At 33.8% G+C, this 17,518-nt stretch carries 19 protein-coding genes and 1 pseudogene; 16 read left to right on the top strand and 4 right to left on the bottom strand.

Annotated elements, in window-relative coordinates:
• Window positions 1-20 precede the first annotated feature (20 nt).
• Entirely contained in the window at window positions 21-1,373 is a 1,353-nt protein-coding gene (brnQ, locus tag AC1DIT_RS13985) for a branched-chain amino acid transport system II carrier protein (RefSeq protein WP_016114484.1), read from the top strand.
• A gap of 186 nt (window positions 1,374-1,559) precedes the next feature.
• A pseudogene (locus AC1DIT_RS13980) lies at window positions 1,560-1,979 on the top strand (VOC family protein).
• A 135-nt stretch (window positions 1,980-2,114) separates the two neighbouring features.
• On the opposite strand, the gene AC1DIT_RS13975 reads toward AC1DIT_RS13980, so the two are convergent.
• Entirely contained in the window at window positions 2,115-2,381 is a 267-nt protein-coding gene (locus AC1DIT_RS13975) for a hypothetical protein (protein ID WP_016114486.1), read from the bottom strand.
• A 318-nt stretch (window positions 2,382-2,699) separates the two neighbouring features.
• On the opposite strand from AC1DIT_RS13975, the gene AC1DIT_RS13970 reads away from it, so the two are divergent.
• Together AC1DIT_RS13970 and AC1DIT_RS13965 are read left to right on the top strand one after the other, a co-directional pair.
• Entirely contained in the window at window positions 2,700-3,035 is a 336-nt protein-coding gene (locus tag AC1DIT_RS13970; RefSeq protein WP_016114487.1) for a DUF4064 domain-containing protein, read from the top strand.
• Between the two features lie 80 nt (window positions 3,036-3,115).
• Window positions 3,116-3,466, top strand: coding sequence for a DUF4064 domain-containing protein (locus tag AC1DIT_RS13965; RefSeq protein WP_016114488.1), 351 nt, complete (start codon window positions 3,116-3,118; stop codon window positions 3,464-3,466).
• A gap of 259 nt (window positions 3,467-3,725) precedes the next feature.
• Here the strand turns inward: AC1DIT_RS13965 and AC1DIT_RS13960 are convergent, their stop codons facing one another.
• Window positions 3,726-4,628, bottom strand: a complete 903-nt coding sequence (locus AC1DIT_RS13960; protein ID WP_016114489.1) for a DMT family transporter — start codon at window positions 4,626-4,628, stop codon at window positions 3,726-3,728.
• Between the two features lie 97 nt (window positions 4,629-4,725).
• Between AC1DIT_RS13960 and AC1DIT_RS13955 the strand changes: the two genes are divergently transcribed.
• The 6 genes from AC1DIT_RS13955 to AC1DIT_RS13930 all read left to right on the top strand — a co-directional run bounded on the left by AC1DIT_RS13955 (window position 4,726) and on the right by AC1DIT_RS13930 (window position 9,334).
• On the top strand, window positions 4,726-5,595 hold the full coding sequence (locus AC1DIT_RS13955) for a LysR family transcriptional regulator (protein WP_016114490.1): 870 nt from the start codon (window positions 4,726-4,728) through the stop codon (window positions 5,593-5,595).
• Between the two features lie 134 nt (window positions 5,596-5,729).
• Window positions 5,730-6,161, top strand: coding sequence for an Rrf2 family transcriptional regulator (locus tag AC1DIT_RS13950; protein WP_016114491.1), 432 nt, complete (start codon window positions 5,730-5,732; stop codon window positions 6,159-6,161).
• A gap of 102 nt (window positions 6,162-6,263) precedes the next feature.
• A complete protein-coding gene (locus AC1DIT_RS13945; RefSeq protein WP_016114492.1) occupies window positions 6,264-6,914 on the top strand; it encodes a DsbA family oxidoreductase in 651 nt (216 codons plus the stop codon).
• 75 nt (window positions 6,915-6,989) lie between these two features.
• Window positions 6,990-7,592, top strand: coding sequence for a nitroreductase family protein (locus AC1DIT_RS13940; RefSeq protein ID WP_016114493.1), 603 nt, complete (start codon window positions 6,990-6,992; stop codon window positions 7,590-7,592).
• Window positions 7,593-7,763: 171 nt separating this feature from the next.
• Complete coding sequence (locus AC1DIT_RS13935) at window positions 7,764-7,892, top strand: hypothetical protein (RefSeq protein WP_016114494.1); 129 nt, start codon at window positions 7,764-7,766, stop codon at window positions 7,890-7,892.
• 407 nt (window positions 7,893-8,299) lie between these two features.
• Window positions 8,300-9,334, top strand: coding sequence for an AI-2E family transporter (locus AC1DIT_RS13930; protein WP_016114495.1), 1,035 nt, complete (start codon window positions 8,300-8,302; stop codon window positions 9,332-9,334).
• A 74-nt stretch (window positions 9,335-9,408) separates the two neighbouring features.
• Here the strand turns inward: AC1DIT_RS13930 and AC1DIT_RS13925 are convergent, their stop codons facing one another.
• Window positions 9,409-10,353 carry an L-lactate dehydrogenase gene (locus AC1DIT_RS13925; protein WP_016131323.1) on the bottom strand — a complete coding sequence of 315 codons (945 nt, stop codon included), beginning with the start codon at window positions 10,351-10,353 and terminating at the stop codon, window positions 9,409-9,411.
• A 411-nt stretch (window positions 10,354-10,764) separates the two neighbouring features.
• Here AC1DIT_RS13925 and AC1DIT_RS13920 point away from each other — a divergent pair, with 411 nt between their 5' ends.
• Entirely contained in the window at window positions 10,765-11,691 is a 927-nt protein-coding gene (locus AC1DIT_RS13920; RefSeq protein WP_016114497.1) for a CobW family GTP-binding protein, read from the top strand.
• A gap of 88 nt (window positions 11,692-11,779) precedes the next feature.
• On the opposite strand, the gene AC1DIT_RS13915 is transcribed toward AC1DIT_RS13920, so the two are convergent.
• The gene (locus AC1DIT_RS13915; protein WP_476998241.1) at window positions 11,780-12,022 is read right to left on the bottom strand and encodes a hypothetical protein; all 243 of its coding nucleotides are present in this window, start codon (window positions 12,020-12,022) and stop codon (window positions 11,780-11,782) included.
• A 219-nt stretch (window positions 12,023-12,241) separates the two neighbouring features.
• Here AC1DIT_RS13915 and AC1DIT_RS13910 point away from each other — a divergent pair, with 219 nt between their 5' ends.
• From AC1DIT_RS13910 to AC1DIT_RS13890, 5 genes are all read left to right on the top strand, one after another.
• Entirely contained in the window at window positions 12,242-13,465 is a 1,224-nt protein-coding gene (locus AC1DIT_RS13910) for a serine hydrolase domain-containing protein (RefSeq protein WP_016114499.1), read from the top strand.
• Between the two features lie 312 nt (window positions 13,466-13,777).
• Entirely contained in the window at window positions 13,778-14,995 is a 1,218-nt protein-coding gene (locus AC1DIT_RS13905) for a substrate-binding domain-containing protein (protein WP_016114500.1), read from the top strand.
• A 106-nt stretch (window positions 14,996-15,101) separates the two neighbouring features.
• Entirely contained in the window at window positions 15,102-15,875 is a 774-nt protein-coding gene (locus AC1DIT_RS13900) for an ABC transporter ATP-binding protein (protein WP_016114501.1), read from the top strand.
• The gene (locus AC1DIT_RS13895; protein WP_476998240.1) at window positions 15,853-16,557 is read left to right on the top strand and encodes a branched-chain amino acid ABC transporter ATP-binding protein; all 705 of its coding nucleotides are present in this window, start codon (window positions 15,853-15,855) and stop codon (window positions 16,555-16,557) included. The genes AC1DIT_RS13900 and AC1DIT_RS13895 overlap by 23 nt, the downstream gene beginning before the upstream one ends.
• Before the next feature lie 25 nt (window positions 16,558-16,582).
• A complete protein-coding gene (locus AC1DIT_RS13890; protein WP_476998239.1) occupies window positions 16,583-17,443 on the top strand; it encodes a branched-chain amino acid ABC transporter permease in 861 nt (286 codons plus the stop codon).
• Window positions 17,444-17,518: the final 75 nt, after the last annotated feature.

Genomic DNA, 17,518 nt, shown 5'->3' with positions numbered 1-17,518 from the left:
TTTTTAATGGAGGTTTTATGATGACGAACAAAGTACCATTTTCGTTCATAGTAGTTATTGGATTAATGTTGTTTGCTCTCTTTTTTGGGGCAGGAAATTTAATTTTCCCTGCGATGCTTGGACAATCAGCGGGAACAAATGTTTGGTCAGCGAATGCAGGATTTTTAGTGACTGGAGTTGGACTACCGTTACTTGGTGTATTAGCATTTGGAATTTCAGGTAAAGAGGATTTACAATCGCTGGCAAGTCGTGTTCATCCTGTTTTCGGAGTTGTGTTTACAACAGTTTTGTATTTAGCAATTGGTCCTTTGTTTGCTATACCGAGAACGGGTAATGTTTCTTTTGAAATTGGTGTTAAACCTTTTCTAACAGAGAATTTTGGTTCAATGCCTTTAATCATTTTTACAATTATATTCTTTAGTATTACATGTTTTTTTTCGCTCAATCCTGCGAAAATTGTCGATATTGTCGGAAAAATCTTGACGCCAATCAAATTAACGTTCATTGGAATTTTAGTAATCGTTGCTTTTATTCACCCAATAGGGGATATGCAAGCACCTGTTGAAAATTATACATCTCACGCATTCTTTAAAGGTTTTCAAGAAGGATACTTAACAATGGACACGCTTGCATCTTTCGTATTTGGCATTATTATCATTAATGCTATTAAAGAAAAAGGTGCAAAGACGAAAAAACAAATTATGGTCGTTTGTGCAAAAGCAACAATTATTGCAGCAACGACATTAGCGATTATTTATACAGCGCTTTCTTATATGGGAGCTTCAAGTGTAGCGAAGCTTGGACATTTAGATAATGGAGGAACAGTGTTAGCGAAGGTTTCAAATTACTACTTTGGTTCATATGGCGGAATACTGTTAGGACTAATGATTACAGTAGCTTGTTTAACGACTAGTGTAGGGCTTGTCTCAGCATGCTCTTCATTTTTCCATAAACTATTTCCAAAAGTGTCTTACAAAAAAATCGCGATTATGTTATCTGTGTTTAGTGCAATTGTTGCGAATGTAGGATTAACACAATTAATTGCTATTTCTGTTCCTGTATTAACAGCTATATATCCATTAGCAATTGTATTAATCTTCTTAACGTTTTTACATCCATTATTTAAAGGGAGATCAGAAGTTTATCAAGCAAGCTTACTTGTAACATTTATTATAAGTTTATTTGATGGACTTGGTGCAGCTGGAGTAAATATTCAAGTAGTTAATCAGCTGTTCGCTCAAATTCTTCCGATGCATGAAGTAGGGCTCGGATGGATTTTCCCAGCTATTATTGGTGGACTTATTGGATATGGGATTAGTTATTTACGAATGAAAAGTGAAATGCATTCTAACGTAGCGAGAGTAAATAAGTAGTTATATGTACCAAAAAAAGTTATAGAATTCGTTTCTATAACTTTTTTATTATTATAGGAGATGAATAGCGAGAGTTTTTATAATAATTTAGATGTATAATAAATATAGAGATCTGGATCATTCATAGATGGCAATTTGATTAGATATCTTTTATAAAAGAAGTAAAATGAAACTAGGAGAAACGAAATGAATAAAAGAATTGATCATATTGGTATTGCTGTTCGTGATATAGATAGTAGTATACGTTTTTATGAAAAAGTCTTATCAGGAACATTAATAGATCGTTACATAAGTGAAGCGATAGGTGTTGAGAGTGAAGTGGCTATTCTTGAAGTGAACGGAGATAGAATTGAGTTACTTGCGCCGACGAATAATACAACTTCGCCAATTGCAAGGTTTATAAAGTAAAAAGGAAAAGGTGTACATCACATTGCTTATCGTGTAGATAATTTGGATCAAGCTTTAGAAGAATTAAAACAACAAGGAATTCGAACGTTGGAGCATACACTCCGTATAAACAAGCATGGTAGAAGATTAATTTACCTCAATCCAGCAGATACAGAGGGGACAATTATCGAATATTGTGATTACCCAGAGGAACAATAATTTGTATATGAAGTGTGATAAAAGGTGTCACGGCAGCAAGTTTAGAAGCCTGGACAATCGCGACAACACATACTGTAGTAACGCGTCGATTAGATAGAGTAGGTTGAATAATATTGATTAAAAAACAAAAAGGTGTTATGAACTGTACCCTTTTGTATTAGGTTCACCGAATTTCGTAACTAAATCTTCGTATGTATCTCCGCCTTCACCAGTTGAAGAATCTCCAGTTTTGATTGCATCTACATCAGCAGCAGTAATTTTCTTTTTCTCTCCTTTTTTCGGTTCTTCTTGTTTTGGTTTGTCATTTGTGTTTGTAGTAGCTTTATTTGTGGAATCGTCACAAGCAGCTAAACTAAATGCTAAAGCGCTTCCTAAAGCGATTGTACTCATTTTCTTAAACATATTTGTTCCCTCCGAATATATAAAACGTAAGATTTCACACCTCATCATAGCAAATGTAATAACGCTATTTTGTCATATCCTGTCGGAGGGAAATAAAAATAGAGCCGAAGTTCCCTTACATATCAAATCTATATTTTGTTAAAGTTTTCTGTTTAGAGAGTCCTCTAACATATCTTTTAACTCGTTCTTTGTCTCCTCAGTGCACAATTATTTATTAAACCAAATACATTTATGCATAGTTTTTCCAAATTATATTTGATAATATAGATAAATGGACATTAAATACATAATATATTAATAGTTAGGGAGGTATTAGAATTGAAAAGAACACCTGAATTTATACTAGGTTTAATTGGTGGTATTTTTGGAGTTATAGGTTCTTTTATTATATTGATGATAGCTATAACTGCTATGGATGGTTATATTGATTATAAACTTTTAACTTATTATTCTATTTTATTAATTATTCAAATAGGGCTGTTAGTTTTAGCATGTTCAGTAAATAAGGTTAACAATATAGCCTATGGACTTTGTATGATATTACTCCCATTAGTAACATTGGTTATGTCATTACTCCTTTTACTTATTCCAATAATTCTTCAAATTATTTCTGGTGGATTTGCATTTCGATCTTTAAAGCAAGAATCTCATTAAGACATTTAGTTATTACGAAATAATGGTAAATATATATAAGGATTAATTTAAATAATATTTTTGAAGGATGGTATTGTAATTTGAAACGCACTGTAGAATTTGTAATCGGCTTAATCGGAGGAATCTTAGGACTCTTACTTTCTTTATTTATTGTAATTGGTAGTATTTCCTACACTAGTTCTCACACTAGTTCTGGAGGTATTGAAGAATATATTATCATTACTTCTAGCATCGCCTTAATTATTCAAATAGGCCTATTAGTATTAGCTTGTTGTGTTAATAAAATAAATAATAAAACTTATGGTATTTGTATGATTGTATTAAGTATAATTTCATTGTTTTTAGGATTATTTATATTATTTCTTCCAGTGGTTTTACAAATCATTTCAGGTGCATTTGCATTTAGAACATTAAAACAGGAATATAATTAAAATTACAACCGGCTACTAAATCTAATAAAAAACTTCCTTATCACACAAATAATAGGGTGTTTTTTTGTTGTATGAAGGTACAACAAGAGGATTCATTTTGATTAAACTTTACTCAAAATGAATCCTCTTCTTTTGCTATAAAATACGTGTGGTATGTCAACACGARACTAGACAATTTTTTTWAGGTGTTCCTGCCTGTACTGAACAGGGCTCAAATATATTAGTTGTAATCTACTTGGCCTTAGTTTTTTTGTCTAGTTCAGTGTAGCCTATCCAGTTTCATGATGAGCGATTTCGGTTTTATATTTACAAAACAAATGCTTACGACAATAAATAGAAGGCCAACAAATAAGCTAATTGTAATCGCCTCATGTAGGAAAATAGAACTTATAATAATTGCGATAAGTGGAATAAGAAATGTATAGGCACCAACTTTACTTGCTTCTCCAGCTCCGACAAGTGTAAAATAAGCAAGCCAGCCCATTGCGATAACAAAGATTGAGATGAATAGTAGTACGATTACAAATGGTATGCTCCAAGCGATGCTGGACCAGCTTTCAAATTTTGAACCAAAGCCAATTAAGCAAAATCCTCCGATAATAAGTTGAAGTGTCACCATCCAAATTGCGTTTACACGGTTTCCAGTTTTTTTGATAAACACTGTACCAAGCGCCCATCCAATTGCACATCCTAAAGCAAGTAAGATGCCGATGACAGAAATATGTCCAGTTAAGCTACTAGAGCTAATAACGGCAACACCCGTAAATCCAAGAATAAGACCAAAAATTTTCAAGCCATACATTGCTTCTTCCAGCCAAATCCAAGAGAAAATTCCAAGTAAGACAGGCTGAAGAAATACAATAGCGGAAAAGAGTCCAGCGGGCATATACTGAAGCCCTACGGTTTGTAGTCCGTAAAATAAAATAATGTTGAGTAGAGCTGAAATAAAGTATAAATGCCAAGTTTCTTTTAGATTTAGTTGTTTGTATTTTGGTAATGCGAAAATAAGTAGAATCAATCCACCTATTAATGTTCTAACTCCTGCAAATAATACGGGTGGCGTATAATGCAGAGCGAATTTAGATAAAGGCCAATTAATTCCCCACATAAGAACGAGAAATGAGAGGATTATGGCCGTTTTTGTTCGCGAAAGCTGCGTCACAATAGTACCTCCTTGTTGTATTTCATTTCACTATGATATGATATTGAACATGATAAATAAAATGAATCTTTTTTATAAGGAGTATAAGTAATTTGTTATGACCATTACACAACTTCAAGTTTTTATAAAAGTAGTTGAACTGGGAAGTTTTACGAAGGCGGCTGGAGTTTTGAACATGACACAACCAGCTGTCAGCCATGCTATTTCTAGTGTAGAATCGGAATTAGGTGTGACACTTATCATACGTGATAAACGAAAAGGTTTGATTCTCACTGATGTAGGAAATCGTATTTTAGTTCATTTTCGAGAAATTTTAAATGGTGTTGAGAAAGTAGAACAAGAAGTAGCGATGGAGAAAGGGCATGAAGTTGGTACAATTCGAATCGGAAGTTTTCCAAGTGCATCAGCATATTTTTTGCCTAAAATGATTAATATCTTTCGTGAAAAATATCCGAATTTAGAGCTGGTTCTCTATGAAGGAACTCTTAAAGAAGTGGAAGAGTTGCTATTATCACGTGTAATTGATGTTGGAATTGTTATTTTGCCCAATAAAGAAATGGAGATTGTGCCGTTAACGAAGGGAGAAATGGTTGTTGTCCTGCGTGATGATCACCCTCTTTGTGAAAAAGAAGCTATTACAATAAGTGATTTAGAAAATGAACCAATTATTTTATTTAAGGGAGGATACGAACCGCCAATTATTGATATGTTTAAACAAGCGGGCGTACCACTTCGGGTTGAGTATGCGGTGTCTACTGTTACAACGTCTTTAAATATGATCCAAGAGGGGTTAGGTTTAGCGATATTAGCTGAATTATCTTTAACGAATTTACCTCCAAATGTGAAAACGAGAGAATTAGCACCTCAAGTATGGAGAGAAATTGCTTTAGCTGTTCCTTCATTCAAGGAATCTTCACTAGCTGTTCAACTATTTATTGAAGAGTTCCAAGGGCTATTCGCAGAATGATAAAGAGCGTCTCATATATGATAATGAGATGCTTATTTGTTTTTAACTATAATAATGTTCAAATAAAATCTATAAAAAGGATTGACTTATTTTCGAGTTGTAACTATCATGATTACATCAAGGTGGTGATCACGATGAAAATTAGTAGCCGCTTTTCTATAGCTATTCATATGTTATCAATTTTGAAAAATAATCCATCTTCTATTTGTACTTCGGAATTTATGGCTGAGAGTGTAAATACAAATCCGGTTGTAATTCGAAAAATAATGTCTTACTTAAAACAGGCTAAGTTTGTTTATGTAAATCGAGGGCCAGGTGGGGCTGGATTATTAAAGGATTTCAATGAAATTACATTATTAGATGTGTATCATGCAGTAAATGTAGTTGAGGAAGATAAGTTATTCCATATTCATGAACAACCCAATCCAGATTGTCCTATTGGAGCAAATATTCAAGCCGTATTAGAAGTAATTTTAGTTCAAGCGCAATCTGCAATGGAAGAAGTTTTAAAAAATATCACGATGGGGCATTTGTTTGAATCGCTACAAGAGAAAATGAATGCTTGAAAAATGCAAAGCTCGATAAAAAGAGAATGCATATTTTTTTCTCATTGATGTAACTTAATTTGTTACATCTTATAAAATTAAAAGAAAGTAAGGTGTAATAACATGACTGTAAAAATGAAAGTATACTCTGATTTTATTTGTCCATTTTGTTTTTTAGCAAAGGGCCCATTGGATGAAGTAGCTAAGGAAAAAGATGTAGAAATTGAATGGATGCCATTTGAATTACGTCCAAGTCCATATTTAAAAATTGATCCGTGGCAAGAGCCGGATAAATTAAGTTCTTGGGATTCTTTTATTCTTCCTACTGCGAAAAAATTAGGAGTTGAGATGCGTTTACCACGTGTTTCTCCTCATCCATATACGCATTTAGCGTTTGAGGGATATCAATTTGCAAAGGAACATGGCTTGGAAAATGCTTTTCATCATCGAGTGTTCACAGCATTTTTTCAGGAGGAACAAAATATTGAAGAGATAGATGTACTAACAAAATTAGCAGGTGAAGTGGGTCTTACTGAAGCTGAATTTAAAGAAGCTTTAGTAACTCGTAAATATAAAGAGAAGCACCAACAAGCAATCCAACATGCATACGATGAAGCAAATATTATGGCTGTTCCAACTGTAATGATTGGGGAAGAAGTGATTCAAGGACTTGCTAGTAAGGAAATGTTAGAAAGAGTAATTGATAAAGAAATACAAAAGGAAAAAACAAATTCATTTGATGGAATGCAATGTACAACTGATGGATATTGCTAATACTTATCTTCAATTGAAGAATCAAATCTATTTGTTTATATAAATTATACAACTTATATACTTGGAGGAATTAACATGTCAGTAACTACAACAAATTTAAAAGAAGCAATCGTAAACCGTCGTTCAATCCGTAAAGTAACAAAAAATGCTATGATCACAAAAGAAAGAATCCAAGATGTTTTAAAGACAGCTTTACATGCACCATCATCTTTCAATATGCAAAGTGGTCGTATGGTTGTATTAATGGATGCAGAGCATGAAAAGTTCTGGGATATCGTAAAAGAAACACTTAAAACACGCGTGCCAGCAGAAAATTTTGAAGCAACTGTAGAAAGACTAAAAGGTTTCCGTGACGGGATAGGAACAGTATTATTCTTTGAAAATCAAGCAACTGTAAAACAAATGCAAGAAAATGCACCTTTATATAAAGAGCAGTTCCCATATTGGTCTCACCAAGGAAGTGCGATGTTACAATATGCGGTTTGGATGTCATTGTCTGCAGAAGGAATCGGAGCGTCATTACAACATTACAATCCAATTGTGGATGCTGAAGTGAAAGAAACATGGGATATTCCAGCAGAATGGAGCTTAGTAGCACAAATGCCATTTGGTGAACCGAATGAACAACCGGGTGAAAGAACGTTCTTACCTACTGAAGATGTAGTGAAATTTTATTAAGATGGAAAATATATATAGTAGAAAAAGAAGCTATTAGCCAAATAGCTTCTTTTTTTCATGCAATGATTTTAGCAGTTAGGATTTCACGAGTATGAATTCTTAGTTTAGGGAAGAAATATAACAAATAATATGTGCTCGACTTAGTAGAATTTTATAAAAGGATGTGTCGTGATGAATAAAAAGAAGAAATATACAGTTGTAGGCACTGATATTGATGAAGTAAAACGCTTAAATAAAAATTCCGGGCTAACGTATAATCAAGTAAAGGAATTATTAGCGAAGCGGATGAAGCAGAAATAAGGAAAGACATAGTAGCTACAAATAAATACGTTAATCGGCTATTCGTAAGCAGTAAGTCTCGTCACTTCAAACTTTAGAGAAAAGCGAGGGAGATGATTGTCCATGAAAGCTATATTTTATAGCCTAGTTAGTCCTGTATTTTGAATAGGATGTGTATATGAGTAGTAACACGAACAAATGAAAAACGACTGGATTTTGTGACGTACTGTTCATATTGATATAGTTATCCCCCTCGAAATGGATTAAGAAAATAAGACAATTAAAAAGAAAAAGAGGATACTTTCAAATTAGTGAGAAAGATTGTCTTTAGAAGTTCATAAAATGTCTTAATATAGTAACGAATAAACGGTTAGTACTTTCATGAATATATGGAATTTCCATCCGTCGAAGGGGGAGAGTGAGACTTAATGATTCAAATGAAAAATTTCTTTCAAAGTAGAGGGGTTCAGAGGCTTCTTATATTAGTCATTTTAGCCCTTATATTATACGGGCTAAAAAGTATGATTAATTTAATATTGATTACCTTTATCCTTACGTTTCTAATGGATCGCTTTCAAAGATTTATTTCTGAAAAACTTAGTCGTTTTGTACGGATAAATAGGAAAGTGATTATCGCCTTTTTATACATTGTTGTAGTTACGTTTATTGTTACTACGTTATATAAATATTTACCTGTATTAACGATACAAATTTCACAATTGATTTACCAGTTCAAATTGTTTTTTAAAAATCCCCCTGATAACGAAATGATAAGATATGTGTTTTCTGTAATTAATCAGATGGAAGTATCAAAATATATTGAACAAGGTGTGGATGTTATTTATCAATCTTTGGCGAATATTGGAAAGTTAAGTTTGCAAATTTTACTTTCCCTTATTTTAAGTTTATTTTTCTTATTAGAAAAAGAGCGTATCATTGTTTTTACTTCAAAATTTGAGGATAGTAAACTTAGTATTTTTTATAAGGAAATTGCATATTTTGGTCAGAAATTTGCGCGTTCATTTGGAAAAGTCATTGAGGCACAGTTTTTAATTGCCGTTGTAAACTGTATTCTTTCTGTCATTGCACTAGTATTTTTAGGTTTCCCGCAGCTACTTGTATTAGCGGTTATGATATTCTTGCTTGGTTTAATTCCTGTTGCAGGTGTTATTATTTCACTATTTCCACTTTGTATCATTGCGTATAATATTGGTGGAATTGCATATGTCGTATACATATTAATTTTTATTGCAGTTATTCATGCAATTGAAAGTTACTTCTTAAATCCGAAACTTATGTCCGCAAAAACGAATTTACCCATTTTTTATACGTTTATGGTTCTTATCTTTTCAGAGCATTTTTTAGGAATATGGGGRCTCATTATTGGAATTCCAATCTTTATCTTTTTACTTGATGTGCTTGAAGTGCACGATGGAGAGAAATCGGATCTAAATACGGAATGAATTTTTAAGCTATGCAAAAAGCAATCCAAGTATTTTGGATTGCTTTTTTTGTAAGGGCATAAGTAGCATGTATTTTACAGTATAGGAGCCATTGTTTCTTTTAGTACTTGAACAGAGTGATCGAACTTTAATTCTTCATCTTCACTTAATTCAACTTCTAAAATTTCACGAACACCTTGACGATTCAAGACTGCGGGAACACCGATATAAACATCTTTTTGTCCATATTGACCTTCAAGATATGCAGATACAGTTAATACGCTATTTTCATCATTTAGGATTGCTTTTGTTACACGTAAAAGGGACATACCGATTCCGTAGTATGTTGCACCTTTTCGTTCAATGATGTGATAAGCAGCATCGCGAACATTTATAAAGATTTCATCTAAACCTTTTTGATTAAGGTCATTATCTTTTTCAAGAATCGTTTGTAGTTTTTGAATTCCGATTGATACGTGGCTCCAAACTGGAAGTTCTGTATCACCATGTTCACCGATGATGTAAGCATGAATATTGTGAGAGTCAATATTGAAATATTCTCCTAGCATATAGCGGAAACGAGCAGAATCTAGAGTTGTACCAGAGCCAATTACACGTTCTTTTGGTAATCCAGATTCTTTCCAAGTTACGTAAGTTAAAATATCTACAGGGTTTGTAGCGATTAAGAAGATGCCATCAAATCCGCTATCCATAATGCTACGAACAATTTGTTTAAAGATTTTAGTGTTTTTTTCAACTAAGTCTAAGCGTGTTTCACCTGGTTTTTGTGGTAAACCAGCAGTAATTACAACAAGATCCGCATCTTTACAATCTTCATAGCTACCTTTCCAAACTCTTGTTGGTGCTGGAGCAAAGGGAACTGCATGACTCAAGTCCATAGCTTCTCCTTCTGCTTTTGCTTCGTTTACATCAACGAGRACAAATTCTTCTGCAACACCTTGGTTAATCATGCAGTAGGCATAGCTGCATCCTACTGCGCCGGTTCCTACTAATACAACACGGTTAATACCTTTTTTCATATGACAATTCCTCACTATTTCAGTAATTTTGATATGTAAGAAAAAACAGGTCTTACTTCTACAGATTCTAACCTAGTTTATTCCATTTCACAAAAGATATTCAAGTATTTGAAAATAAATCCGTTTATATAGTTGTGAATCATAGGGAATGAAACAGGGGCATCTTTTCTTGAATGTAATCCTTATTAAAAGAAGAAACTTCGGATGCCGAATCCATTAACAATGGAACAGATAATTTATATTATTCATAATGGGCTTATGAAGACAGAAGATCCGAAATATATATAGGAATACAAAACAATCGGAGTGTTTTGTTTACAAATTGCATTTATTTTAATAAAATAATAAATATAAATCGTAATAATTACGCTTTAAAGTATATTAAAAGCATAGAAATGGATGGTCGGTCATATGAGTAAAGTAGAAATTCATATACTAGGTGGTTTTTTAGGAAGTGGGAAATCCACATTGCTACAAAATTTACTACTAGCAGAAAAGAAGAAAACTCGAAAAGTTGCTGTTTTAATGAATGAAATAGGAGAATACTCGGTAGATACAGATATTATAGGGAAAGAGAATATTTTAAGAGAACTTTTAAAAGGTTGTATTTGTTGCACGTTAAAAGATGAACTTGAGATTCAGTTACATTCTTTATATCAACAAGAGAGACCAGATGTAATTTATATAGAAACAACAGGAGTTGCTCACCCAATTGAAGTATTAGATGCATGCCTGTCACCTATTTTAGCTCCTTATCTTGACGTGAAATCCATCGTTGTTGTATTAGATGCGATGAGATGGTTAAATCGTGATACACTAAGTAAAAATATTCAACAACTTTTAAATGAACAAATCAAATACGGAAGTCATATCCTCATTAATAAATCAGATTTATTAAAAGATGAGGAGAAGAAAAAAGTTTTAGAAGAAGTAGCAGCAATTAATAAACATGCGAAATTGTATGAAACACAGTATTGTAATATATCTTTAGAGGATATAGAAGATGTGGAACTTACAGAAAATGAAGAACATGAAACATTACATATGAAGCAGCATTTACATATACAAACGATGACATATCAATTTACAAAATCAATCGATCAAGATCAATTATACGAATGGCTTTCAAATTTACCACAGGAGATTTATCGTGTAAAAGGATTTGTGAAATTTCATGGGGATAAATATCCACACTTATTACAATATTCATTTGGTGTACCAACTTTACTGGAGCAGGACTTCGGATTTCCCACAAATCTTGTGATGATTGGTGAGAATTTAGATAAGAAACAATTGGCAGAAGGATTAGGTGGTTTAGAGAGTAACTCGATTTCATAATTTGTGTTGATGTAGAAAAACAGCGTAGAATTATAGATTCTACGCTGCTTTTGCATGTATAAAAATGATAGTGATTGGAAAGTTAATATTATTTAAAGGAAGCGTAACCTTCATCCACCATAACAACTCTATCATTAATTACATTTACTACTTCCCATGAAATAAGATAAACARTATCTACGATCTGCTCAGGTTGAGTTAATTTATTTCCTATTACTGTTGCTTTTATTATATCAATTAACCATGAATCGTTATAGCCATTGAATAATGGGTGTATCGATAATGACGCTCGAAGTGCTACTGCAACCACGCCAATACCGTACCGAGCCAATTCTAAAGCAGCTAAGAGCTTTATGAATAGATTCATACATGAACTATAAATCGCACTGCATACTTTGGGTTTTTGAAGTGGATTATAATTATATTAGAATTAGCTAGGGAGTAATCTTTCTGTGTTGTTCATAATTGACATTATTAGGGTGAATATGAGTTTTTTTAAGTATAGGTTAAGAAGGTTGAAAGTAATATGTTTTGATCCAAGGAGAATAAGATGAATAAGAAGTATAGTTTTAAAAGAACTATTATGATTCCAGCTTCAATAGCCGTTGGTTTAAACGATTTACTAAATTTAAGGAATAAGAATACTACAAATAAGAAGCGTTTTGTGGATTTTCATATACTATTTGATAAGAAAAAAACAATTGAAAACTTCCGTAATCTTTCTAAAGTATACCCAGCCCAAAAGGTGAAACGTAAAGGACATATTTCTCGATTTGATTATGATTTGAAGGATATGAATGTTACGTACAGCTATAATGGAAAACAATCAACTCTTGATGAGTTTCTTAAAAACACGATGGCGACAGGCCTTTTCATTATGAAAGATCATAAAGTTGTAAATGAGCGATACTTTCATGGAAATACGTGTAAATCTCTTAATACTTCATGGTCTGTAGCAAAATCTTTTTTATCTGCTTTAGTAGGTATAGCAATTGATGAAGGGGATATTAAATCAGTAAAGGATCCAATCATTGCTTATTTGCCAGAGTTAAAGAACTCGGGATATAAGAATGTTTCTATTAAGGAATGTCTACAGATGTGTTCTGGTATTTATTTTAATGAAGATTATCATAATTTGTCATCAGATTTTTATATGCTGATGCAAGCGTCATTGACTGCAAGTAAGAGTGTGAATGAGTATATAAATCAATTTAAGTATAAAGAATTTTCTAGGGAATTTTCTTATAAAAGTATAGATGCGCAAGTGTTAGGCATGCTGATTGCAAAAGCAACTGGACGGAACTTAGCACAATATTTACAAGAGAAAATATGGGGACCGCTTGGAATGGAGTCCCATGCATTTTGGAATATAGGTAGTGATGGGAGCATGATACCTTATTCTTTCTTGAATGCTACGTTGAGAGATTTTGCTAGATTTGGATTACTCTACTTACAGAATGGAAATTGGAAGGGGAAACAGATTATTTCTCAAGAGTGGATTCGAGAATCAACAATACCTGAAAGGTATAATCTACTGAAAGATAATCAATCTCATTTCACTGATAATTATCAGTATCAATGGTGGACTCCTGGACCAGATTATATAGTCGGAGAATTTCTTGCTATAGGAATTTGGGGTCAGAATATTTATATAAACCAACCAGAAAACCTTGTTATTGTGAGAACAAGTGCTGATCCTAGTTTTGAAAAACATCACTACGAAATGTATGCTGTTTATCGTGCAATAGTAGACTTTTTACGTAAAGAGTCTTAAGAGTAGTGTGCTTGGTGGAAAAGACTAATTCATTTTGGAAGTTAGTCTTTTTTTGTGGGCTAATATATTAGAGGAAGAGCACAGTTATTTAAATGTATTTGCTCAAGGAATGATATGTATAATTCATATAATCGTATGAATATTTACAAATGTATTGGAAGGGATTTGGAAATGTCTGGCGAATGTAGAGGTACTTCGAGAAATTTCTATTGACAACATAGTTCACATTGTTAAAAACAAAAAGTCATGATTACGGATGGTTACTTTGGTGTATTTGATTCTATCAGAAAGTAAAGTATGGGGAGGATCACAATGTCAGCAAAAAAACGTAAGTGGCTAAAAATGGTGTTTACGGGATGTATTCTTGGTTCATTGTTAGTAACAGCAGGATGTTCAGGGGAGAAAGCAAGTACAGATGATGAGAAGACCATTAAGGTAGGTGTTCTTGCTTCGTTAACAGGACCGCTTGAATCATATGGGAAACAAACGGTAAACGGATTTGAACTAGGGCTAGATTACGCAACAGGCGGAACAGGGAAAGTAGAAGGGAAGAAGATTAAGTTTGTTGTAGAAGATACGGAAACAAAAGCGGATGTAGCAGTTAAAAAAGCTACGAAACTATTAGAGGAAGACAAGGTTGATTTTCTTGTTGGATCTTCGAGTTCAAGTGATACATTAGCAGTGTTACCACTAGCGGAAGAATATGAAAAAATAATGATTGTTGAACCTGCGGTTGCAGATAGTATTACGGGGAAGAACTGGAATAAATATATTTTTAGAACAGGCAGAAATTCATCTCAAGATGCAATTGCTGGTGCTGCATCCATCGCTAAGAAAGATGTAAAGATTGCAACATTTGCTCCAGATAACGCCTTTGGTCGTGAAGGAATTGCTGCATTTAAAGCGGGAGCGAAGAAGCTAGGGGCAAATATTGTAAATGAACAATATGCTGATACGAATTCTACTGATTTTACTGCAAATATTCAAAACATCATTAGTTCAAAACCAGATTATTTATTTGTTGTTTGGGCTGGTGCGAATTCACCATGGAAGCAATTAAAAGATATGAATGTAGAAGCGCAAGGGATTAAGATTTCAACGGGGGCACCGGATATACCAGCATTAAAGACGATGGATGCATTAGTAGGCATGCAAGGATTTTCAGTGTATTATCATACACTTCCGAAAAATAAAGTGAACGATTGGCTAGTGGGAGAACATAAGAAACGTTTCAATGGAACAGTTCCAGATTTGTTTACAGCTGGAGGAATGTCAGCGGCAATTTCCATCGTTGAAGGGTTAAAGAAAACAAAAGGCGATACAGATGTTGATGTGCTTATTAAGAAAATGGAAGGAATGGAATTTGAGACACCAAAAGGAAAAATGAAATTTAGAGAGAAAGACCATCAAGCTTTGCAAGCGCTTTATTCTATAATGTTACAAAAACAAGAGGGTGTTGATTATCCAGTACCTGTTCTAGAGCGAGAATTAACAATGAAAGAAACAGAGCCACCAATTCAAAATAAATAGATTGAATATCCCGGAATTAAAAGATGTAAAGAGAGGAGGTTATCTCTCTTTACATCAACTTCTCTTTTTCACCCTGAAAATATGAATTTTTTGAGGAGGGTATAGAGTGAGGAACTTGTTAGAGACTAGAAATCTTTGTGTCTCATTTGGAGAACATCATGTCATTAAAGACGTAAATTTGATGATACCAAAAGGAAAACTTATTTCTATTATTGGACCCAACGGAGCAGGGAAGACAACTCTATTTAACTTGTTAAGTGGACAGATTTCTCCAACAAAAGGTGAGATTTATTTTAAAGAACGTGACATTACAAAGTTATCGATTCCAGTGCGAACCCGCCTTGGTATGGGGCGCTCTTTCCAGCTTACAAATATTTTTCCGGAATTAACAGTGATTGAAAATGTACGCTTAAGTGTACAGTCGTTTGTTCAAGATTATTATAGTTTTTTTCCAAACTTCTCACGATTCAAGCAGCAGATGGGGGAGGCGAGACGTCTTTTGAAGACAGTATTGCTTCACGAAAAAGAAGAAGTGCTAGCGAAAGATTTAGCACATGGGGAAAAGAGAAAATTAGAACTGGCCATGCTGCTAGCGCTCAGAACAGATGTATTGCTACTTGATGAACCAACAGCGGGTATCTCTGTTGAGGAAGTCCCAGCTATTCTTCAAGTGATAGAGAATATAAAGAAAAATCGTGAGAATACAATTGTACTTATTGAACACAAAATGGATATGGTTCTACATTTATCAGATCATTTAATTGTACTATTTCATGGCGAGTTATTGGCCGAAGGGTTACCAGAAGAGATTATGAAGGATGAACGTGTACAAACGGCATACTTAGGGGGATTATACGGTGACACTATTAAAAGTGGATAATATAGAAACGTATTTGGATCAGTTTCATATTTTGCAAGGTGTTTCTTTTATGGTTGAGAAAGGAACAATCACCGTATTGTTCGGAAGAAATGGGGCTGGAAAAACAACGACTTTACGTTCAATTATGGGGTTTAATCGGATTTCTAATGGAGAAATTTATTATTGTGATGAGAAAGTAAATGGTCTATCTACTCATCTGATTTCGCGAAAAGGAATGGGCTATGTGCCAGAAAATCAAGGGATCTTTCATAATTTAACGGTAGAAGAAACATTTGCTCTCGCTGGAGTAAAGAAAGGGATAGAATATGCAGAAAAGGTAGAATGGATGCTCGATTTATTTCCAGATTTAAAACAATATTGGAATAAAAAAAGTGGGCTGTTGAGCGGAGGACAAAAGCAAATGCTGGCGATTTCAAGAGCGTTCATTAATAGTGATGGATTGCTATTAATTGATGAGCCAAGTAAAGGATTAGCGCCGATTATGATTGAAAAGTTAATGTCGGCTATTTTGAAAATGAAAGAGAAAACGACTGTTTTGCTTGTAGAACAAAACTTTATGATGGCAAGCCAGATAGGTAATTATTTTTACATTATKGACAATGGAAAAATCGTGCATAACGGTCCAATGAATGAACTGAAAGAAGATAAGGAAACATGTCATAAGTATCTAGGGATTTCTTAACATTGATACGGAGGAGGTATGGAACGTGGATGTGTTAGTTAACTTATTTGTAAATGGCGTCTCAACAGGTATGCTTATTTTCTTATTAGCATCGGGACTTTCACTTATTTTTGGTTTAATGAGTGTGCTCAATTTTGCCCATGGTGGATTGTTTGCATGGGGAGCTTTTACAGGGGTTTGGTTATTCAATATGACGGGTAGCTATGTACTTGCATTAATAGGTGCGATTTTGATAGGAATGTTTCTTGGTTTCGTTTTAGAAAGATTCCTTATTCGTCCTGTTTATGGAAATCATGTTCGTCAGCTTCTCGTTACACTTGGTGGAATGCTTGTACTTAGTGAATGTATAAAAGTATTTTGGGGACCGAATCCAATTAGTGCTAAATTACCAACATGGTTACAAGGAAGCTTGACATTCGATGGAATTATATTAATAAAGTATCGATYGTTTGTTATTATTGTTGGGGTACTTATTTATATTGGCCTGATGTTGTTACTACGTAAAACAAAAATTGGTCTTATGATTCGTGCGGGTGTAATAGATAAGGAGATGGTTCAAGCTCTTGGTATTAACATAAAGGCGATATTTTCATTTGTCTTTTTATTAGGGGCTGGAATGGCCGCGTTAGGGGGATTTCTCCTTGCCCCATATTCAGGAGTTATTTTCGCTGAAATGGGTATGCAGTATGCAATTTTAGCTTTTATTGTTGTCATTATCGGAGGATTGGGAAGCGTGCAAGGTTCAGCGATTGCGTCTTTAATTGTTGGATTGGCTGGAGCGTTTACGGCTTATTATTTACCTGATTTATCACTCGCAATAAATATGTTAATGTTGTTGTTTTTCTTGGTAGTCAAGCCAACGGGGCTCGTTGGTGAAAAGGGGTGAAAAGGTGAATAATACATTTAATCGGGCCGGGATATATTTTGGACTAGTTGTATTGATTTGTTTAAGTGTATTCCC

Source organism: Bacillus sp. 05T22, assembly GCF_056396765.1.
This window is presented reverse-complemented; position numbering and strand designations above follow the sequence as displayed.